This window comes from Paenibacillus sp. 32352, from assembly GCF_002042965.1.
Taxonomy (GTDB): domain Bacteria; phylum Bacillota; class Bacilli; order Paenibacillales; family NBRC-103111; genus Paenibacillus_S; species Paenibacillus_S vulneris.
Window position 1 is genome coordinate 185,295 of sequence record NZ_MZNT01000013.1, and the last position, 21,211, is coordinate 206,505.

Here is a 21,211-nt window from a genome sequence, read left to right on the forward strand (position 1 = left end):
TATTTGTATCTATTGATAAGTGCTCAACTGAACGCTAACTTGAACTGGCTATAGTTTATCTACCTGCACGCGGCCCGAGAAGAAGGTCGCGCCTCCTCCCATATCCGCTATGCGGTCCGGGGTCAGGGCGTTGACGTTTCTCTTCCCGCCCGGCGCGTCCGCCCAAAGCCCTTGGCTCACCACAACGCCAGGCAGCACATCTTCCCCTACCGAGGCGGTCAGCTCACATTCTCCGCGGCTGTTCCATACACGCACGAGCTCTCCGTTCTGAATGCCGCGAGCCTCAGCATCCTTCGCATTCATATGCAGCTTCTGCGTCTTTTCCATGCGGACATGCTTCTCGTTATTAGAAAATGTCGAGTTCAGGAAGTTATGATTTGGTCCCGGAATGAACAGGAACGGCAGGTCCTCATCTTCACACAGCGGCGTATAGGTCGGCAATGGAGGGTATCCTTTTTTCTCCATCGCTTGGGAATACAGCTCAATCTTGCCGCTCGGCGTTTGCAGCTTGCCTGGAAACAGCGACTTCACATCTGCTTTGACATACTGCCGTTCCACAAGGGCCTCGTAGGTAATTCCCGCTATCGCCGGATTCGCGGGGTTATCCAACGCCTGGCGAATCAGCTCCTCGTCCGTATCCCGCAGCGCCTGATCCTCAAAGCCCATAGCCTGCGCCAGCAGGCGGAATACATCGACATTCGACTTGCTCTCGCCGTAAGGCTCGATCACCGGCTGTTGAATTTGAATGTAATGATGCCAATAAGAAGCATAAAAGTCCGTATTCTCAAACGCCGATGTCGCCGGCAGCACGATGTCCGCATACTTCGCCGTTTCTGTCAGGAACAGATCATGGACGACGGTGAACAAGTCTTCCCGCTCCAGCCCCTTCCTTACTTTATTCGACTCAGGAGCTACGACGGCCGGGTTCGAATTGTAGACGTACATCGAGCGGATAGGAGGGTCCAGCTCCAGCAGCGCGCTTCCCAGCTGGTTCATATTGACCTGGCGGACCTTGCCCGGCAGCAGGTCCGGACGCATCAGAGCGAACTCATTATGCACCAATACCGAGCCGTTGCCCTTGATCGCGCCCCCGCCCCGCACAAGCCACTGTCCTGTCAGGGCAGGCAGACACGAGATCGTGCGGATACACATGCCCCCGTTATCGTGATGCTGAGGGCCGTTGCCGATTCGAATGAACGAAGGCGAGGTTTGCCCGTACATCCGGGCCAGCTTATAAATGTCCTCTACAGGCACACCGGTGATCCCCGATACTGTGACAGGATCATACTGCCGCACATGCTGGCGCAGCTCTTCATGGCCTACCGTATATTCCTGCAAAAATGCATCGTCCGTCATCTTCTCGTCGAACAAAATATGCATCAGACCAAGCGCCAACGCTGCATCCGTACCCGGCTTGATCGGAATGAACCAGTCGGCCCAGCGTCCGGTCTGGTTTTTGTGAACGTCGATCACGACGACCTGCGCTCCGTTCTTTCTCGCCTTTTCGGCCAGGACCACCTGATGCATGTTGGTGCTGACCGTATTGATCCCCCACATGATGAACAGCTTCGTATGAACCGTTTCCTCCGGGTCGGTCCCGACACCGGCGCCCATCGTATAGCTGTAGCCTTCCGAGCCGGCCGCAGAGCAAATCGAGTATTTTAACCGGGTTGCACCGAGACGGTGAAAGAACCGCCGGTCCATCCCTTCCGTTCCGATCAATCCCATGTTCCCGTAGAAGCTGTAAGGCATAATCGCTTCCGAGCCGTACTCTGCAATCGTCTTTTTCCAATGAGAGGTGATCGTTTCGATGGCTTCCTCCCACGTGATGCGCTCGAACTGCCCGCTTCCCTTTTTCCCCGTACGTTTCATTGGATATTGGAGACGCTTGGCGTCATAAATCCGCTCGCCCATATTGCGGACCTTGTTGCAGATAGCCCCTTGGGTAACCGGATGCGAAGGGTCTCCTTCGATTTTCACAATTTTTCCGTTTTCCTTATGCACCAATAAACCGCATTGATCCGGGCAATCCAAAGAACATACGGATGGAAACACTCCTGTTTGTTGATGTATCGCAGAACTCATGCTGCAGCTCCTTCCGTCCTGTTTAGATTTGGCCGATAGCCGGTCACACAGACTCTTTACTCTAGTATCAGTTTATGAAAAAGCCCCGGATTAGTAAAGACTTGCCTTCCGGGCTTGCTCTGCTGCTTCGTCCGTTTGGGATTCCGCCGCCAGTTTTGTATAATTAGATAAGAAGAAAAACGTCTAGCGGCGTCTTATCATAGCAGCACGGAGGCAAGCATGTCGAATCGAAAATGGTCCATAAGCCTTCTAGTTCTTACCATAGTCTTCATCGGCCTGCTGCTGCAATTTTTGTTCTCGACCTTGCGGATTCGTGAGCTTGTGAAGCCGCCGGCGGCCGTATCGGAACCGGCTCCGCGCCACATTGTACTCATCTCGCAGGAGCTGGATAACCCATTCTGGAGATCCGTCGAGCAGGGAGCGCGCGACGCTGTGAAGCAGAACGGATGGGAGCTGGAGTATACCGGCTCCTTCCGCATCAATCCGGCCGAGCAAGCGAAGTTGCTGGAGAAGGCGATTGCGGCCAAGGCCGATGCCATTCTGGTACAAGGCCTTGGCGATCCGCAGTATCGGCAGTGGATCGATAAAGCGATTGCCCAAGGCATCGCCGTCATTGCCGTGGATACGGACGAGCCGGCCAGCAGCAGGCTGTCCTACGTCGGCACGGACAACGAAGCAGCAGGCAAGCAGATGGGCGAGCTTGTCATCCAAAAGGCCGGGGGCGCAGGCAGCATCGGAGTCCTTGTTGGAAGCTCCGCTCAGAGCCAGCAGCTCAGGCTGGAGGGGTTCCGTAAGGCCATCGGCCATAATCCGGCCCTTGCGATTACGGAAGTGCGAACGTCCAATATTTCCCGGCTGCAGGCGGAGCAGCAAGCGGCCGATATGCTGAAGGACCATCCGCAAATGCAGATCATGGTCGGATTCAGCGCCTTGGACGGCATAGGCATTATGAAAGCGGCGGAACGGGCTAAGCGGAGCGATCTGCAAATTTATGCCTTCGACGACCTTCCGGAGACGATAGAGGGCATCCGCCAGTGCAAAATCGCTTCCTCCATCGTGCAGCAGCCTTACCGGATGGGCTTCGATGCGGTTAAGCTGCTGGAGCAATATTGGAGCGGTCAAGCTCCGGAGAAGGAGCATTTCATTGCCGTCACGCTTCTTGACAAAGCTGCGCTGGACGGCGCGGCAGGAGGCGCTTGCCGATGACGATCCGCACCAAGCTGCTGCTGTTTATCCCGTTGCTGGTGCTGCTGGCTAATGCCGTGACCTTCTTCGTCTTTCAGAGCGAGAAGATCGTCCAGACCAGCTATGACCGCATGATGCACCGGATGCTGCAGTACAAGCAGTCCGCTCAAACGGCCGAGCAAACGTTAAAGTCACTGTACGGCTATTTGCTGAATCCGGAAGGAACTGATACAACCGAGCTCGAACGGGGACAAGCAGAACTGGCCGCCATTCGCGAGGAGCTCTCGGCACAGCTCCCATCCTCCCTTCACCCTTCGGAGCTGACAAGCTACGTTCATATGCTCGATACGCTGAAGGAGCAGGAGCAGGCCTCTCTCTCCTCCTCCCTGGAGCACTCTCCTTCCATGGCGTTAAGCCATTATGAAGAAGCGGAATCCACACTCGGGTTTATCCGGGAGGCCGGACAAGCCCTCGTCGATCTGGAGCTGAGCTCGTACCAGCCTGCCTACCAGCAGCTTCAAGTGGAGAACAACCGGTTGAACCGGCTGGGAGCCGCCGTGTTTATCGTCAACACGCTGCTCGGGATTGGGCTCGCCTTATGGATATCCGGGAGCATTACCGGACCGGTTCGCCGCCTTGTCCGGATAGCCCAGCGTGTATCCAAAGGCCAGCTGGAGTCAGCCAGCGAAGCCGCTCCCCCTCGTTCGGAGGATGAGCTGGGGATTTTATCTGATACCTTCCAGCAAATGATGGCGGATTTATCCGTCCTGATTGAAAAGGATAAGGAAAGCCTCGAGAAGGACCGTCTCGTGAAGGAATTGGAGCTTAAGGCGCTGCAAAGCCAGATCCAGCCCCATTTTCTGTTCAATACGCTCAACGTGCTTTCCAAGCTGGCGTTGATTGAAGGAGCGGAGCAAACGAGCGACCTTATCGTGTCCATGTCCAATCTGCTGCGCTATAACTTAAGCAAGCTGGACCAGCCGGTAACAGTGAAGGATGAGCTCGATCATTTGAAAGAATATATCGCGATTCAGCAGGCCCGCTTTCGCGACCGGGTACGTTTCGAAATGGATATCGATGCTTCCGCTCTATCGGCACCCATTCCCGCCCTTACCATCCAGCCGTTGGTGGAGAACGCCTTTTTGCACGGCATTGAGCGCATGGAGCAAGGCGCCATGATCCGCATCGCCGTCCGGCGGGATACCGAAGGTGTCTGTCTGGCCGTCGAGGATAACGGTGCCGGAATGAGTGAGGACGTCCGGCAAAGGCTCCTCCGTCAGGAGGGGAACGTACGCCCCGCTGTCGGAGAAGCGTCGGAGCAAGCGAAGAAACCGTCCACGGGACTGGGGACGGCGAATGTATTTAAGCGTCTGCAATTGTTGTACGGACGGAATGATCTGATCCACATTGAAAGCAAGCCTGGGGAAGGGACCCGTATTCTGATCCGTATCCCTGATAGAAAGGAGAGTGAACCGACCGATGTATCGTCTGTTGATAGCCGATGATGAGGCTTTGGAGCGCGAAGGGCTCGAATGGATCGTTCAGAACATGCTGCCCGGCCAGTTCGAAGTCATTCATGCCGAGAACGGCCGGATGGCCATTGAACGGGCGGAAGAGCACCGCCCGCAGATCGTTCTGATGGATGTCAATATGCCCGGCATTCAAGGTCTGGATGCGCTTCGGGAGATTAAAAGACTGCTGCCCGAGACCAAGATGGTGCTCGTCACCGCATACGACTATTTCTCCTATGCCAAAGAAGCGCTGACCCTCGGCGTAAAGGAATATATCGTGAAGCCGGCGCGGCGGGAGCAAGTCGTTCAGATCCTGCAGCAGCTTATCGATGAGCTGGAACGGGAGCGCCTGAAACGGGCGGAGGACCTTCAGCTTAGGGACAAGGTCTCTCAGCTGCAGCCGCTCGTAGAGAATGAGCTGGCCCTCATGTTCATGGTAGACCAGGTGACGGGAGCCAGCGCTCCCTTGCTGTCCGAATGGCTGAGCTTCCCGCTGGAGCAAGGCTGCTCGATCGTGATCGCCTTCTCCGATCATGTCTACTCGCAGGATAAAACCAAAATCTACGATACGGTCCGCAGCTTCGCCAAATCTCATTTTGCCGGACCTTCTCTCGTCAGCTCCTTCATCGACCGGCATATGGCGGTCTTTCTGAGCAAAGCTGCCGCCGTGCAGGGCTCGGACTGGCAATCGACCCTGCGGCAGTACGGAGAGAAGATATGCGCTCTGACGGAACGCCAGCTCTCTCTTACAGCCTCCATCGGCATCGGTTCGACTCATTCGAATGTCGAGGGACTGCGCAAATCGTATTTCGAAGCCGTCTTTGCTTCGACATATTTTGAGGAGGGCGGCAAAGTCTGCCTGTTTGAAGAGGTAACCAAGCAAGGCGGCGGCTCTGCCCTTGCCCGTGCAAGCGATCACAGGGAATCCGCCGAGCACCGGTCCTACGTGCTGTCTGCCTTGCAGCGCATTCGCGAGGAGCGCGAGGAACAGACGATCCACGTCCTGGATAAAGCCAAAAGCTACATCGAGAGCAAATTCACCGAAGATATTTCGCTTGAGGAGGTCGCTGACGTCGTGCACCTCAATCCCCACTATTTCAGCAAAGTGTTCAAGCAGCACATAGGGGAAACCTTTATCGACTTTCTCACCCGGCTAAGAATTGAGAGAGCCAAAGAGCTGATGGCTTCCAATGAATTAAGTCTCAAAGAGGTTTGCTTCGAGGTAGGCTACAAGGACCCCAACTATTTCAGCCGGGTGTTTAAAAAAGTGACCGGAATGACTCCGACTGATTATCGCGGGCAGGAGAACTAAGCTTTTGGCTATATAAAAGCTAAAAAAGGCCTGTATTCACCCAGCTCAAGCTTAGGTAATTTCTACATGCCCTTAATGGTTTACAAGGTATATAAGTCAGATCGTTAATAAACCGCTAACTTTATTCCCTTCATTCTTCCGGGTGGTACTGCCAGCGGGTCAAATCCATTTTGCCCTCGTCGTCCACGGCGACCCCTTCATTTTGCAGGTGCATGATTTGCAGGAAACGGGCTTCGTCTCCCTGGAGCCCTATCTCGCCTTTGGCATTGACGACCCGGTACCACGGGAGATTGTATTTTTTACTGGATGAATGAAGAATTCTCACGACCTGTCTCGCCGCTCTTCGGCTTCCGGCCAATTCCGCGATTTGCCCGTAAGTCATGACATGCCCTTCCGGTATGGCTTTAATAATCTCGATCACCTGCCTAGTAAAAGGCGTCATTCCCTTCACCCGCTCCCCTATTCACGCTGCTGCTCTGCGAGCTTCTCGCAAAATTTGCTATACGGCCCCTCAACGACATGACCCTGGTTGATAGCTTCCCATAAATACAAAGAGGCAATCGAACGGTAAGGCTCCCAGGCCACACTTTGCTGCTCCAACACAGCGGCTCCGTTTCCTTTTTCCCCTTCATAGAGCCACAACGCTGCACGGCGAAGCCCGGCATCCCCCATCGACAGTACATTGTCCCGGCCCATGAAAAAAATCAGAAACATTTCCGCCGTCCATCGGCCAATTCCTTTGATCTTCGTCAATGCCTCGATAGCATCCTCATCGCTCATCCCTTCCCATGCGGCAAAGTCGATTTCTCCCTGCTTGACCAGTTGAGCCAGCCCTTGGATGTATCCGATCTTGGGCCTGGAAACGCCCGCGGCGCGCAGGATGTCCTCCGATGCATTGAGCATGGAATCCGGTGTGATCCCGCCGCACTGCTGCTCCACGCGCTGACAGATCGTCGCTGCCGCTTTGACCGAAAGCTGCTGGTTAATGAGCGACTTGGCCAAATATTCAAAACCGTCCGTTCTCTTCGGCACGTTTAACGGACCCACCGCTCTGACCAGCATAGCCAATCTGGTGTCTTGAAGGCATAATTGACGAAGTCTAGGCTCGTCCGCATGTAATTCGAATAAGGATGTCATGGAATTCCTCATTTCCAAGGATCTTTTTTAGTATCAAATCACTCATGCATTTTCTAAAATGTCTTCCTGAGAGCCAGGTCCATAATCGAACATACTTTCTACTTATTATAATTGCCGACCTAAACGTACTTCAAGCAATTCCCTCTCGCTTAACACCACATAAGCTTATATTTTTTTCATTTTATGGAATTATCCTATTGTCAAAACTAATACCATTAGTTATTATAAAACTAAGGTTATTAGTTTTATTCGAAAAGGAGCTTACCCATGTCACCACGAATCGGACTTGATTTGTCCACGATTTTGCAAGCGGCAGCAGAAATGGCCGACTCTCAAGGGCTGGATGAGATTACGCTGGCATCCCTGGCTCAAAGGCTGGATATCAAATCCCCCTCCCTATACAACCATGTCAACGGATTGCCCGGTCTTCGCAAAAAGCTCGCCGTTTACGGGCTGGAGCAGCTGCTCGATTGCATGACGCACGCGGCCGTAGGCCGGTCCGGTGCTGCCGCCGTCCACGCAATAAGCGAAGCATATATTTCATTTGCCCGCTCCCATCCGGGTTTGTATGATGCAACTCTCCGCGCCCCTGAACCGGCGGACATGGAGATCCAAAAGGTCGGAGGGAACATCGTCGACCTCGCCGTACGTGTCCTGCACGCTTACGATCTGCAGGGTGATGCTGCCATACATGCCGTGCGGGGATTACGCAGCCTGCTGCATGGTTTTGCTTCATTGGAACAGCGGGGCGGCTTTGGACTGCCGCTTGATCTCGATGTCAGCTTCCGTCTGCTGATCGATACCTTCCTTGCGGGTATTGAAGCTATGAAACAGAACCTGGAAACCATCGCTAAACCGGAAACCTAAAGGAGTGGAAGGCTATGAGTTTTTTATTGTTCGTTATTCTTTTTAGCGCAGGATGCGGGTGGCTGGACTCTAGAGACCGCTCCACTCAACGAAAGGAAGGGATGTAACATGTTCGCAGGACATTTTGGTCTGGCTGCCGCGGTGAAAGCTAAGGCTCCGGAAGTGCCATTGTGGGCACTCATGCTGAGCACGCAGCTGCTGGACGTTGTGTTTGTTCCGCTTTTCTTGTCAGGTGTAGAAACGATGGAGCCTGTTAATGGAACCGGATATGGATCCAATATTATCCATGCCGATTATACCCATTCCTTAGCAGGGGCACTCATACTCTCTTTCCTTGCCGGCCTGCTAGCCCGATCCTTCTGGGGAAAACGCAGCGGACTCGTCATCGGCTCCGTTGTCTTCAGCCATTGGCTGCTCGACCTGCTAGTGCATCGGGTGGACCTCCCCTTGCTCCCTGGCAACTTGGGCAACCTTCCTCTCCTTGGGTTCGGGTTATGGCAGTTTCCAGCCGTCAGCGTAGTGTTGGAGCTTTTGCTGCTTGTCATTGGGTTTATTATGTATGCACGTTCTTTATTATCCGGTAGCGCTGGTAAAAGAAAAGCTTGGGCCTTCGCGGCCAGCGGGGTTATGGGTTTGCTGCTTGTGTTGGCGTTAGTTACAGATGTGTTGGGGGTAGGGTGAGAGGGGATGCACTATCCCTAGAGTTCGGCTAGGGATAGTCATTCATACTTTTTCTGTTGTTTGTAACTTATTTCCAAAACTTCTTATTCCGTGGATTCTAGGTAGAAAAAGGCTCATTCAAGTGACTTCGCCTTACTTTTGATAAAGTAAGAAAACATCGAACTGAACGAATCTATCTCACCCCATCATCCATAACAAACACAAAGCGTCAAGTTACTTTTTTGTACCAAATCGCCCCAACTATAAGTAGTATGAAGCCTAACAAAGAAGTGAATAGAGGGTAGAGGAGCGGATAGAAAATATTGGGTAAGTAGTAATTAGTAGTATACCCAATAAATGTTGATGCTTGTGAAGAAATCTGTACTAACTTCACACCCAGCAAATGTTCCGAACGTTCTGGATAAGAAAATGTCTCTTCCTCTATTGTCTTATCCTTATTCACATACATTAGTCGCCACTTTTGCGATTCAATTTGCCATCCGTTCCAATCTTCCACCAAGTTTTGGACAATAATTAATTTTTGTTTACTGGTTTTCTTATCAGAAACTATAACAACATTTAGCATAGATAAATAATCACTATCCTCCTCAATTTTAGGAGGTAGCCAAGCTTGTGTTGGTTCAGTTACTTCTTTTCCATTGATTTTAATTGTTACTAACATTATGTGTTTTTCTTTTCTAAATTTAACATTGGACTTTGGTGAATCCTTACCAGTATCTTTTGTTATTACCTCTATTACGTTACCTTCCCATTCGAACGGAGAGGCCAATATATTTTTCGACTTTAGCTCTTTAGCAACATCATGCTTATTGAATATATCAATGGCCGGTTTTATTTCATATCTTGAATTCACATTGGAACTCAACCAACTCTCTCGAAATATGGAAAAGAGGGGGTAGACTGATAAAATCAGTAGCACTGTCCCAGTAAGTAATGAAATCATTCCAATTCTTTTTGTTTGCAACATAACACGTCCTTCAATTTTAATGCTTTCCCCTATCTATGTACGAGAATGTCTCCTCGGTAACTTGCATATCTTCATCAACATATAGGATTCTCCATTTTAGGTGTTCTACATCCCGGTTATTCCAGTCGTTTACTAGACGTTGAACAATTGCTAATTTTTCTTTATTGCTTTTTTATCTTTTTTTCTAACATATTAAGCCAAAATAAAAAATCGCTATCTTTATTATTTTTTGGGGCAGCAAAGCTTCTATCGGAAGCGAAATTCCTTTGCATAAGTCACATCTCCCAGTATCAATTTGATATATTTAAAACTAAGAGCTGGAGATCCAACAATAGTTTCGATTAAAGGTGCCCCTTTTCAATCACAATGAGCTTCTACTTTTTATCGACCAGATACGCTTCCCACTTCATAATAATTTAAAAATATCCTATTTTACCTTTTCAACTGATATCAGCCTTCCCTGCCAAAAAATATAACTTCCCCCTAAGTAGATCACATCAAAATCGCGTCATCCTTTTTTACCGACCCCCAAGCACTTTTTTGCTACCAAGCAACAAATATGTGCTACCCTTCCCGTTTTGAATCCCTTTAAAAAATCAGGGCAAATTAAATGCAGGAACAACACAAATAAGTGAAGACGATCGGCCGCCATCCCCGTTCTTACGCGTGCTATAATGAACTCGTTCGCAACAGAGGCAAGACAGAAAGGGGAGCATTCCTATGGATATGACCATGACAAAAACGGACGAGCAGACAGAACAAGGAAGCATGAAGTTCGTTACGCTCGTTTCCATAGTGGCCGCGTTAGGCGGTTTATTATTTGGATTTGATACAGCCGTCGTTTCGGGAGCCATCGGCTTTATGCAAGCCCGCTTCGACTTGAATGAATTGCAGGTCGGCTGGGCCGTATCCAGCCTTATTATCGGTTGTATTATCGGGGCTGCAAGCTCCGGGGTTCTAAGTGACAGGTTCGGCCGGAAAAAGGTGCTGATCGCCGCCGCCATTCTTTTTGTTATAGGATCGATCGGTTCGGCCATTCCGGATACATTCACCGGCTATATCATCGCCCGCATGATCGGGGGTCTTGGGATCGGGATTACATCTACCTTGTGCCCGTTGTACAATGCCGAAATCGCGCCCGCGAAATACCGTGGACGTCTTGTTGCTTTGAATCAGCTTGCAACCGTTACCGGGATTTTCCTTGTGTACTTTGTCAACTCCGGCATTGCCGGGGCTGGGGATGAAGCCTGGAACATCTCTACCGCATGGCGTTGGATGTTTGGAGTCGGCGCTATTCCGGGGGTTATTTTCCTGGTACTGCTCTTCTTTGTACCTGAGAGCCCTAGATGGCTGATCAAGCAAGGCAGACCGGTTGAAGCGCTGCCGATCCTGTTGAAGGTTCACGGGGAGGAGCTGGCCCGTCAAGAGGTATTGGATATTAAAGAAAGCTTCAAGCAGGAAAAAGGAGCGTCTATCCGTCAATTGTTCCGTCCGGGTCTAAGAATTGCTCTTATCATCGGCGTAGCGTTAGCGGTTCTTCAGCAAATTACCGGTATTAACGCCATCATGTATTACGCTCCGGAGATCTTTAAGCAAACCGGCGCAGGTACGAACGCATCGCTGGTGCAGACGATATTAGTAGGATTTATTAATTTCTTGTTTACTATTCTGGCACTATGGCTGATTGATAAAGTAGGCCGCAAAGCTTTGCTGCTCGTCGGTTCTTCCGTTATGACGCTTTGTCTGGCCGTCATTGGCATCGCGTTTCATACGGGACATACCTCCGGACCGCTTGTGCTGATCTTCATCCTGCTCTATGTCGCAGCCTTTGCCGTTTCGCTCGGCCCTGTCGTTTGGGTCCTGTTAGCCGAAATTTTCCCTAACCGGATTCGCGGCAGAGCTACAGCCATAGCTTCTATGGCGCTTTGGGCAGCCGATTACGTCGTTTCGCAGTCGTTCCCGCCCATGCTTAATTCGGCTGGACCTGCAATGACCTTCTGGATCTTCGGGATCATGTCCTTGATCACGGTACTGTTCACCTGGCGTGTAGTTCCTGAGACCAAAGGCAAGTCACTGGAGGAAATTGAATCTCTATGGTCGGCTGAAAAAGCATAAGCTGCATTGAAAAAAGATCGCCTCGATATCGAAAGAGGCGGTCTTTTTGCTGAAGAAGCCAAAACATGAACTATGCTTCGATGCTACGGTGGAGTATGTCCCTCCAGCCACTGTTGTTCTCAGGAAAATTTTAATTCTCATTGTATTAGCGGATATTTCCTGATAACAAAGGTGGACGCTACCGCTCTTCCGAGACATACTCCACCTGCTTTACGGCATATTCACTACATGCTTCTCAAACAAAACAAGACCGCCCAAATTGGCGGTCTGTTTTTCTTTATGCAGCGTGCAGGTGGAAAGCCTATTCAGCTTCAATATTAATGAGGCAACGTACGCAGCTTCACTTCCGTCACCGGATCGGGATCCTTGTTCATATTGGAATGAATGAAGAACATGACCAAAGCCGCCAGAGATGAGAGTGTACCCAGGAAGAACACGGCGCCGATTCCCCATAAATCGAACGCATGCCCGAACATGAGCGGTCCGATCATTCTTCCGACATTAGCGAAGCCTCCTGCCAGCCCCATATAGAACGGGGCATGGATTCCGGAGCGTTCCGAGAAGAAGGTCGGTATGGCCGGCAGCAGCATCATTTCGCCCAGCGTAGCCAGAATCATTCCAATGATCAAGTACAGGTACAGCTCATGGAAGAATAGGATGAAGGAGAACGCCGATACGGAGAATAGTGCACTGATCAGCATTTGCCGGACGATATTTTGCGCGAACCTTCTTTTAATCCAGCTCGTAAAGGGCTGCCCCACAAGAATAACGATTCCGTTAACCGTCCATAGTAAGCTGTAGAACTTCAAGTCCATTCCCTGCTCTTCAATATAAGGCGCCACTCCTGTGGACCATTGGGTGAAAGACAGCCAGAAGAACATGGAGCCGATCGAAAGGAACAAATACAGCTTCACGTTTCGCAGCAGCTGGCCGCGGTTTAGCTGAACGATTTCTTTTCTTACGGAGGAAGCACCCTTCCCTTCCTCTTGTCCCTGCACCGATGCATCTTCAGCCGTCTGGACAGAGCTTTCCTTCATAAAGAAATACAGGAAAACGGCGAACAGCAGGGTTGTGCTTCCCGTCAGCACATAAGTTAACTTAAACGAAATAGATGCAATAAGTCCTCCTACCATCGCCCCAATAGACAAGCCGAAGTTGTTGCATACATACATCACGTTGTACAGCTTGCGCCGATGCTCCTTCCAGCGGAAGCCGACATACGCATTCATCGACGGCATGGAGATGCCGTTCGTAAACCCGAGCAGACAGACCAGCATAATGTAGATCGGCCAGCTATCCGTAAACGCAATGGAGAATAACGCCAAGGAGGAAAGAGTAAAAGAGCCGGAGATCATCGCCTTGGGGCCGATCCGATAGTACAGATTGCCGCCTGCGAATTCTCCGAGCACGCTGAACAATGCCTGATACAGAACGATCAGCCCGGCTTCCCCGTACGATTTTCCCATCACATTGTGAACATATAGGGTGGTCAAAGGCCACATGACCGCTTTGCCCGTCGAATTCACAAAGCTGGCCGTTAAGAAGAACAGAGCATCTCTTGGAAAAGATTGCAGAACGGACCCGACTGCAGACGAAGCTTGTTTTACGTTCATTTTTTTCTCACCACTATCATTGTAAAGTCGCCGCCAGCCCGGAATCCTCCCCATTAAGCGTTAATTTTCTTAGGGTCCATAGCATCCCTCACACCGTCTCCAATAAAATTAATCGATAATACGGAGACGATGATAATGAGCCCCGGGGGAATCCACAGCCATGGCTGACTCGTCAGCGCCGTAATCGATTGCGCAGCGTTTAACATATTGCCCCAGCTGGCCGTCGGAGGCTGAACCCCCATCCCGAGAAAGCTTAGCGAGGATTCGGATAAAATGGCCGCCGCTGCGCCGAAGGTTGCATTCACAAGAATCGGTCCCAGGGCATTGGGGAGAATATGGCCGAACAACAGTCTGGGTGTACTCAACCCAAGGGCTATGCCTGCTTTGACAAACTCCGTTTGCCGCAAGGACATCACACTCCCTCGGACGAGCCTGGCCACAGAAGGCCAGCCGAGCAAAGCCAATACGATTATAATATTCGATAACCCGGTGCCAAGTACAGTGACAAGCACCAATATAACCATCAAGCTCGGGAAGGACATGACCACATCAATCACCCGATTGATCACCATATCGACCCAGCCGCCCATGTAGCCGGCAATGGCTCCGATGACCGTACCTATCATAACATAAAGAGCTACGGTAACTACACCTACCGCCAAGGAAACGCGGGTCGCATAGATAAGACGGCTCAGCACATCGCGCCCCACCTGGTCCGTTCCGAGCCAATGCTCGGCAGAAGGAGCGGCAGAGAAGGCCTTTCCTATCGCGTTCGGGTCATAGGGTGCGAGCATCGGAGCAAAGATGCCGATGAGGATCAAAAGCGCAAGCGCGGCCAAGCCGGCTACCGCCATTTTATGCTTCATAAACCGCCTGAGGATGATCTTGGCATAGCTGTCGGACACAAACTCGGGGGATCGGCTTTGAAGAATTGAAGGCAGCGCTTCTGCTGCGGACAGTTCTTTTTGCATATCCATCGAAGACATAAGGTTCTCCCTCCATCCTAATTGTACTTAATCCGGGGATCAACAACGGCATACATCAAATCGGACCATAAGTTAGCGCACAGCACCGTGAGAGCGGCCAGCATGTTAATTCCCATCAACAGAGGAAAATCCCGGGAAAGAATCGCTTGAATGGTGAGCTGGCCCATACCGTTCCATTGAAAAATACTTTCCGTAATAACCGCTCCCCCGATCAGAATCGGGATGTCGAGCCCTGCGATCGTTATGACGGGAATGAGCGCGTTTTTAAGCGCGTGCTTGTTGACAACGAAAAACTCCTTAACCCCCTTGGCTCTGGCCGTTCGCAAATAGTCCTGGCCCAATACCTCCATCACACTGGAGCGTACATACCGCACCATCCCGCCCGCTATCGAGGTCCCGAGAGTTATCGTAGGCAAAATCAGATGCAGTACGGTGTCCCACACGCCCCCGCTTCCGCCCATCGTGCTCATGCCTCCCGTCGGAAGAACGCCGAGCAGTACGCCAAACACATAGATCAAGCCGAGACCTAGGAAAAAGCTGGGGATCGATACCCATAGAAAAGAATTCGCCGACATGAAATAGTCGAACTTGGAATTGGCTTTGACGGCGCAGTAGACGCCGATAGGAATGGAGATCAAATAACCGAACAGGATGGAGGTTCCCATCAGGAGCAATGTAGGACCGATACGCTCGGAGATGAGGTTAACGACCGGCTGAAAGGAGCTGAACGAATGCCCCAAATCTCCATGGGCCAGATTCAGCAGCCACTTCAGGTAACGAAGCAGGAACGGGTCGTTCAAGCCTAACGCCTCGCGGCGAATGGCTTTATCCGCTTCAGAGACGTCGGGATTGACATACATATCCACGGGATCGCCGGGAGCCAGATTAATGATGATAAAATTCAGAAAGGTGACGCCGAGCAGTACGGGAATGGCAATCAATAACCGGCGGATGACATAGTTAAGCATAGGCACGCTCCTCCGCTCCGGACGCTTCCGCCCCTTCGAGAGGAAAATGGCAGGCGACTCTATGCTCTCCTGCGGATAAGCCCGGCTCCCTCTCTCGGCAAACCGGCTGCGCTATCGGGCAGCGGGTGTGGAAGCGGCACCCTGAAGGAGGCGAAGCCGGACTCGGCACATCGCCCTCCAGTACGATCCGCTGCGCGCTTCTCATACTCGGGTTGGGTGCCGGATAAGCATCCAGCAGCGCTTTCGTATAAGGATGCCTCGGGGCAGAGAAGATTCGTTTCTTGGGGGCTATCTCTACGATTTTGCCCAAATACATGACGGCGATCCGGTCGCTCACATATTTGACCGCCCCGAGCCCATGACCGATGAACAGATAGGTTAATCGGAACTGCTGCTGAAGCTCCTTCAGCAGGTTCAAGACTTGAGCCTGAATCGATACGTCCAGCGCCGATACCGGCTCGTCGCAGACGATCAGCCTGGGACGAAGCCCCACCGCACGGGCAATGCCGATACGCTGGCGCTGCCCTCCGGAAAATTCATGCGGATATTTGCCCAAGCTTTGCGGGGATAAGCCTACAAGCTCCATCAGCTCTGCCGCCTGCCGGAGCGCCTCCGCCTCGCTCACGCCGGTTAATGTCCTTAGCGGCTCTGTCATAAGTTCAACAATTCGCTTGCGCGGGTTGAGCGAGGAATAAGGATCTTGGAAAATCATCTGCAAATCCGAACGGAGAGATCTCATCCTGGATAAGCCCATCGGAGCAAGATCCTGGCCCTGGAACAGAATACTTCCCTCCGTTATCTCCTCCAGCTTGATAATGCTGCGGCCGAGCGTCGATTTGCCGCAGCCGGATTCCCCTACCAGTCCTACCGTTTCGCCGGGGTAGACGTCCAAGTCGATCCCGTCCACCGCCTTGATATGGCCGATCGTGCGGGAGAACACCCCGCGTTTGATCGGATAATATTTCTTAACCCCTTTCAGCTGCAATAGAGGCTCCTGAGGCACTGTTGCGCTTCTTCCGGTTGTCAGCATCGTCGTTCCCCTCCATCATTGGGATTTGATATCATTCATGGTGTTACTGCACGGCCTCGCTCCCGGCCAACCAGCACCTTACCTTATGGCCCTCGGCCACCTCGACCAGCGGCGGGGCCTTCTTGCATATCTCCGCAGCCATCGTACATCGGGCCTGGTAACGGCAGCCCTCCGGCATATCGAGCAGAGAGGGGACTGCCCCCGGAATGGACTGCAGCTCTTCGTCCTCCAGCTCCAAATGCGGAATGGACCTCATCAATCCGATGGTATAAGGATGCATAGGGCGCTCGAACAGCTCGAATACTTCCGCTTCCTCGACCACCTGCCCCGCGTACATGACGATAATGCGGTCCGCCATTTCGGCTACGACGCCCAGATCATGAGAGATAAGTATGATCGAGGTGTTCGATTCGGAGCGGATTCGCTTCATCAGCTCCAGAATTTGCGCCTGAATCGTGACGTCCAGCGCTGTGGTCGGCTCATCGGCTATGAGCAGCTTCGGCTTACAGGCCAGCGCCATGGCGATCATGACACGCTGCTTCATACCTCCCGAGATGGTATGAGGATACTGGTGCATCACTTCCTCGGCCCTCGGGAATCCGACCGCCTTCAGCAACCCGACGGCATACTGCCAAGCCTCCCTGCTTCGGAGCTTCAGATGAATCCGGATCGATTCGGTCAGCTGGCTGCCGATCGTGAATACCGGATTGAGCGAGGACATCGGATCCTGAAAGATCATAGCGATCTCTTTGCCCCGAAGAGAACCGAGCTCATTATCCGGCATAGTGACGAGATCTTGGCCCTGGAACAAAATCGAGCCGCTCTTGATGCTGCCGTTTCGTCCGAGCAGCTTCAGGATAGACAGGGAGGTCACGCTTTTCCCGCAGCCGGATTCCCCTACAATGCCTAATGTCTCTCCCTGCATCAGCGTAAAGCTGACATCGTCAACCGAGGTCACCTCTCCCGCTTCGGTTCGAAACGCTGTACGAAGCTGGCGGACTTCCAAAAGCTCCTCCATGTGCTCACCTCATTGTTTTTTTATTTGCGGTACCATTCGTTCACACTGTAATGCATACCATCCGTTACGCCGCCCTTGCCTTCGACCGATTTGGACAGGGCGATCAGGTTGTATTCGGAATAGACCGTAATGAGAGGAACATCCTCCTGAATCGTATTCTGCAGCTCTTTATAAATCTGGAATCGTTTGTCCTTATCCGTCTCGTTCATTCCCCGGTTGAACAGGTCATCAACGGCTTTGCTCTTGTACCTCATATCGTTCAATGCCGCTGTGGAACGATATACCGTAGCCGGACCGTCAGGGTCCATCAAGCTGCCGAAGCTGCTGAGCGCCAGGTCGAAATCTCCTTTGACAAGCCGTGACACCGTCGTAGGGAAATCAAAGTTCACCTGCTTAACCTTAAGTCCGATCGACTGGAAGTTTTGCTGAATGATATTGCCTGCCATTTCCCTCGTCTTATCTCCCGTCGGAACGATCAATTCGATGGTCTTGTTCATATCGAAGCCCGCTTCCTTCAGCAGCTGCTTCGCTTTCTCGGGATCGAAGCCGTAGGATTTCACATTTTTATCGTGATACGGATGCGAGTTTGAATACGGGCCGTCCTGAAGCTCCCCCGCTCCCGGCATCAACTGGTCGACAATCATCTGGCGGTCAATCGCATAAGCCAGAGCTTGCCGCACCTTCTTATCCGGGAAGCGCTCCATGTTAATTTCAACGGAGTTGTAGCGTCTTGTCTGCTGCTCCTCGGTTCGCAGATTCGCGAAGGTCTTCACGGTCTTCCACTCGGAGGCCGGGATATTGCCGGAGCCTTGGGCGGCATTCATGTCGAGCTCGCCGGATTGCAGCTGGGCGACCATGTTGGAGGCCGGCATAATTTTAACGAAGACCTTGGCAATTTTGGGGGCTCCGCGATAATAATTCTCGTTAGCCTCCAGCTCGACATAGGCTTTATTCTCGTATTTCACGAACTTGTATGGACCTGACGTCACGTTAGGATTTCTCCAGAACGGGTTCTGGTTCAACGCCGCCGGATCGGCTCCCTCCAGCACATGCTTGGGGACTATGAGCAGATCGCTAAACCGTTCGTACAGCAGGTTAGGGTCTACCGGCTTGGAGGTCTTAAGCTCCAGATGCTTGTCGTCAATAACTTTGACCGATGACAGCTTATCCTGTCCGGCCTGAAGCATGCCCTTCTCGTTCAAGCCGGACAAAGCGAAGATCGCAGAGCGCTGCGTGGTAATAGTCTTCGGATTGACGATCAGATTGATCGTAAATTCCACATCCTGCGCGGTGACCGGCTTGCCATCCGTCCAATTCGCATTATTGCGGATCGCTATCTTATAGGTTTGGTTATCCTCGGTAGTGAAGGATTCCGCCAACGCCATTTTAAAATCCAACGGGCCTACCGTCTTCACCAAGGAGTCGAAAAAGTACCGGTAGATGAATACGGCCCCGCTCGACCCGCTTCCGTCGGAATCAATCGGATTAAACATTAAAGGCGGATTCGTAATGCCGACGGTTAATTGGTTTCCTGCGGCGCCTGCCGTGCTTCCGGCCGCAGCCGCCGGACCCTTATCCGTTGCGGCAGGCTTGCTGCAGCCGGCCAGCATCAGCAAAGCGAGAGATATAAGGCCCCATGTCTTGTATGTCTTCTTCATCGACTCATCCCCCTTATTTGTCTCTTCTAGCCTACAGTGACCGTATCTTCGGCAGTCACGCTATCCATTCGACGTTTGACGGCCAACAGGCAGACAAACTCGAAGGCAATATTCGCTGCGTTCAGTGCCGTAATCTGATTGGCATCCCGATCCGGCAGCACCTCCACGAGATCAAAGCCGATGAAGTTGAGTCCGGCCAGTCCGCGAAGCATTTTTTGCGCCTCGTACGTTGTAAAGCCTCCCACCTCCGGGGTTCCTGTTCCCGGTGCATAGACCGGATCAAGGAAGTCGATATCGAAGGTCAGGAATACCGGCCGGTCTCCAACCCTCGCTTTAATTTTGGCGCACAGCTCCGGAATGGTCAGCTCCCGGACGTCATCCGTGGTGAGAACCTCGAAGCCCATTTCCCTGGCGTCCGCCAGGTTGTTCGGCTTAAAAGCACTCCCCCTCATCCCCATCTGGATGGAATGCTCCGCATCGATGAGCCCTTCATCGACAGCATAGCTGAACACCGCTCCATGAGACCACATCCGCTCCGGATGCTTGGAACGCCCGGTATCGGAATGGGAGTCAAAATGGACGAGGCATACCGGACCATGCTTCTTCGCTGCAGCCCTAAGGTGGGGAAGAGAGATCGAATGGTCGCCGCCCAGCATAATCGGCACAATCCCCGCTTCGAAGACCGGTGTCAGCTGCTCTTCAATCGCCCGGTACGACTGCTCGATATAACCCGGATGCACGGTAAGGTCGCCATAATCGATGCCGGACAAATACTCCGAAATATCGATGTCGTGGACCGGGGATATCGGTCGAATGCGCTGTGACATCGTGCGAATAGCCGAAGGGCCGAATCTGGCCCCGACTGCATAGCTCACCCCGGTATCAAACGGAACTCCGATAACGGCGAAATCAACCTGATCCAGTGTTTGGACATGCGGCAGATGCATAAACGTGTGAATTCCTGAAAATAAAGGCTTACCCATTTCAATTTGCGGACGGTACATCATAGCTCCACTCTCCCTTTTTTTCCTTTTGGTTTGAAAACAGCACAAAGAGGCCGGTTGATAGAATTCAACGGCCTCTTTGCCTATACAAATCATCGCCTGGATGATTGTGTACTATGCAGTTGTTATGGCTTTATTATAGATGAGCATCACATTTATGTCAACTATATTAACGCAAAATCACCAAAACTTCATTTTCCTCATATTAATTGTTATATTATATAACATAAATATAACATTATTATTGACATTTTAAATTGTTTTCTTTGATAATTAACCTATACCTCACTTTCAACCCCATGTCTTTTTCAACTCCATACTCTTATATCGAGGTGATTATGCATGAAGACCCGGATTTTGCACGTTCATGACATCCCAACAACCAAATGCCGAGTGGATGCAAGATTGAAGGAGCTAGACTACTGGGTCACTTCGATTGAAGCCGGCAATCTCGACTCTGTTCAGCGCAAAGCGGACATCATCGTTCTGGACGTCCCTGCCTGCAGGCTCAAGCATTGGCTTCATGAGGCGAATGCCCGTTTCACCCTCCCATTGTTCTGGTGGTGCGAAGAGCGCAAGCCTGCTACCGCGGCTCCCCACGACAAGGTAGATGGCATTCTCTGCTGCGGAATGAACGACAACGAACTGCAGTGGTCCCTCCTGCTCGGCATCAAAGGCTTTCAGCGGAGATTGCATCTGGAGAGAGAGTACAGCTTTCTCGCCACCAAATTCGAAGAAAAAAAGCTGGTGGACGATGCCAAGATCATGCTCAGCAAGCTCAAGGACGTCAGCGAAACCAAAGCTTACGAAATGATGCGCACCCAAGCCATGAATGAAAGAAAGAAATTAGTCGAAGTCGCTCAAGCCGTACTGAGAACGAACAGTCTCATCACCAAAAACAAATCTACACCTCAGCACAAACATTACGATATCACTCCATAAAAATAGCCTCACAAAGATGAGACTTTGCCTTCGAAGCCACATTTTGCGTGAAGCCCGAAATTCATACATTGTATAACGTTAAAAAAATCGCGCTTACCCAAACAGGATAAGCGCGAATGTTTTGTTCATGAT

The 21,211-nt window shown here is 51.6% G+C and carries 18 protein-coding genes; 7 read left to right on the top strand and 11 right to left on the bottom strand.

The genetic code is table 11. From position 1 onward, the window contains the following. Positions 1-48 precede the first annotated feature (48 nt). A complete protein-coding gene (locus B1728_RS26910; protein ID WP_079913512.1) occupies positions 49-2,085 on the bottom strand; it encodes a molybdopterin-containing oxidoreductase family protein in 2,037 nt (678 codons plus the stop codon). Between the two features lie 219 nt (positions 2,086-2,304). Between B1728_RS26910 and B1728_RS26915 the strand changes: the two genes are divergently transcribed. Genes B1728_RS26915 through B1728_RS26925 form a run of 3 tightly spaced genes read left to right on the top strand, consistent with a single transcriptional unit; the run spans position 2,305 to position 6,093 of the window. Beyond that, entirely contained in the window at positions 2,305-3,291 is a 987-nt protein-coding gene (locus tag B1728_RS26915; protein ID WP_079913513.1) for a substrate-binding domain-containing protein, read from the top strand. Then, positions 3,288-4,775 carry a sensor histidine kinase gene (locus B1728_RS26920; protein WP_079913514.1) on the top strand — a complete coding sequence of 496 codons (1,488 nt, stop codon included), beginning with the start codon at positions 3,288-3,290 and terminating at the stop codon, positions 4,773-4,775. The genes B1728_RS26915 and B1728_RS26920 overlap by 4 nt, the downstream gene beginning before the upstream one ends. After that, positions 4,750-6,093, top strand: a complete 1,344-nt coding sequence (locus B1728_RS26925) for an AraC family transcriptional regulator (RefSeq protein ID WP_079913515.1) — start codon at positions 4,750-4,752, stop codon at positions 6,091-6,093. The genes B1728_RS26920 and B1728_RS26925 overlap by 26 nt, the downstream gene beginning before the upstream one ends. 130 nt (positions 6,094-6,223) lie before the next feature. Here the strand turns inward: B1728_RS26925 and B1728_RS26930 are convergent, their stop codons facing one another. After that, on the bottom strand, positions 6,224-6,535 hold the full coding sequence (locus B1728_RS26930) for an MGMT family protein (protein ID WP_079913516.1): 312 nt from the start codon (positions 6,533-6,535) through the stop codon (positions 6,224-6,226). 17 nt (positions 6,536-6,552) lie between these two features. Beyond that, entirely contained in the window at positions 6,553-7,230 is a 678-nt protein-coding gene (locus tag B1728_RS26935) for a DNA-3-methyladenine glycosylase family protein (RefSeq protein ID WP_179136227.1), read from the bottom strand. 267 nt (positions 7,231-7,497) lie between these two features. Between B1728_RS26935 and B1728_RS26940 the strand changes: the two genes are divergently transcribed. Together B1728_RS26940 and B1728_RS26945 are read left to right on the top strand one after the other, a co-directional pair. Next, a complete protein-coding gene (locus tag B1728_RS26940; RefSeq protein WP_079913518.1) occupies positions 7,498-8,097 on the top strand; it encodes a TetR/AcrR family transcriptional regulator in 600 nt (199 codons plus the stop codon). 108 nt (positions 8,098-8,205) lie between these two features. After that, complete coding sequence (locus tag B1728_RS26945; protein ID WP_079913519.1) at positions 8,206-8,778, top strand: permease; 573 nt, start codon at positions 8,206-8,208, stop codon at positions 8,776-8,778. Positions 8,779-8,986: 208 nt separating this feature from the next. Here B1728_RS26945 and B1728_RS26950 read toward each other — a convergent pair whose 3' ends face one another. Next, positions 8,987-9,745 (bottom strand): hypothetical protein, encoded by a 759-nt coding sequence (locus B1728_RS26950; RefSeq protein ID WP_079913520.1) that lies wholly within the window; start codon positions 9,743-9,745, stop codon positions 8,987-8,989. A 720-nt stretch (positions 9,746-10,465) separates the two neighbouring features. Between B1728_RS26950 and B1728_RS26955 the strand changes: the two genes are divergently transcribed. After that, positions 10,466-11,860, top strand: coding sequence for a sugar porter family MFS transporter (locus B1728_RS26955; RefSeq protein ID WP_483310997.1), 1,395 nt, complete (start codon positions 10,466-10,468; stop codon positions 11,858-11,860). Positions 11,861-12,177: 317 nt separating this feature from the next. On the opposite strand, the gene B1728_RS26960 is transcribed toward B1728_RS26955, so the two are convergent. Genes B1728_RS26960 through speB form a run of 7 tightly spaced genes read right to left on the bottom strand, consistent with a single transcriptional unit; the run spans position 12,178 to position 20,140 of the window. Beyond that, on the bottom strand, positions 12,178-13,473 hold the full coding sequence (locus B1728_RS26960) for an MFS transporter (protein WP_079913521.1): 1,296 nt from the start codon (positions 13,471-13,473) through the stop codon (positions 12,178-12,180). A gap of 53 nt (positions 13,474-13,526) precedes the next feature. Further along, positions 13,527-14,459, bottom strand: coding sequence for an oligopeptide ABC transporter permease (opp4C, locus tag B1728_RS26965; protein ID WP_079913522.1), 933 nt, complete (start codon positions 14,457-14,459; stop codon positions 13,527-13,529). Between the two features lie 17 nt (positions 14,460-14,476). Further along, positions 14,477-15,427, bottom strand: coding sequence for an ABC transporter permease (locus B1728_RS26970; RefSeq protein WP_079913523.1), 951 nt, complete (start codon positions 15,425-15,427; stop codon positions 14,477-14,479). After that, on the bottom strand, positions 15,420-16,457 hold the full coding sequence (locus tag B1728_RS26975; protein WP_079913524.1) for an ABC transporter ATP-binding protein: 1,038 nt from the start codon (positions 16,455-16,457) through the stop codon (positions 15,420-15,422). The genes B1728_RS26970 and B1728_RS26975 overlap by 8 nt, the downstream gene beginning before the upstream one ends. Positions 16,458-16,500: 43 nt before the next feature. Continuing rightward, a complete protein-coding gene (locus B1728_RS26980) occupies positions 16,501-17,475 on the bottom strand; it encodes an ABC transporter ATP-binding protein (RefSeq protein WP_079913525.1) in 975 nt (324 codons plus the stop codon). A 20-nt stretch (positions 17,476-17,495) separates the two neighbouring features. Next, positions 17,496-19,133 (bottom strand): ABC transporter substrate-binding protein, encoded by a 1,638-nt coding sequence (locus B1728_RS26985; RefSeq protein ID WP_079913526.1) that lies wholly within the window; start codon positions 19,131-19,133, stop codon positions 17,496-17,498. A gap of 26 nt (positions 19,134-19,159) precedes the next feature. Beyond that, complete coding sequence (speB, locus tag B1728_RS26990) at positions 19,160-20,140, bottom strand: agmatinase (protein ID WP_306293552.1); 981 nt, start codon at positions 20,138-20,140, stop codon at positions 19,160-19,162. 339 nt (positions 20,141-20,479) lie between these two features. Here speB and B1728_RS26995 point away from each other — a divergent pair, with 339 nt between their 5' ends. Continuing rightward, positions 20,480-21,079, top strand: coding sequence for an ANTAR domain-containing response regulator (locus tag B1728_RS26995; RefSeq protein ID WP_079913527.1), 600 nt, complete (start codon positions 20,480-20,482; stop codon positions 21,077-21,079). Positions 21,080-21,211: the final 132 nt, after the last annotated feature.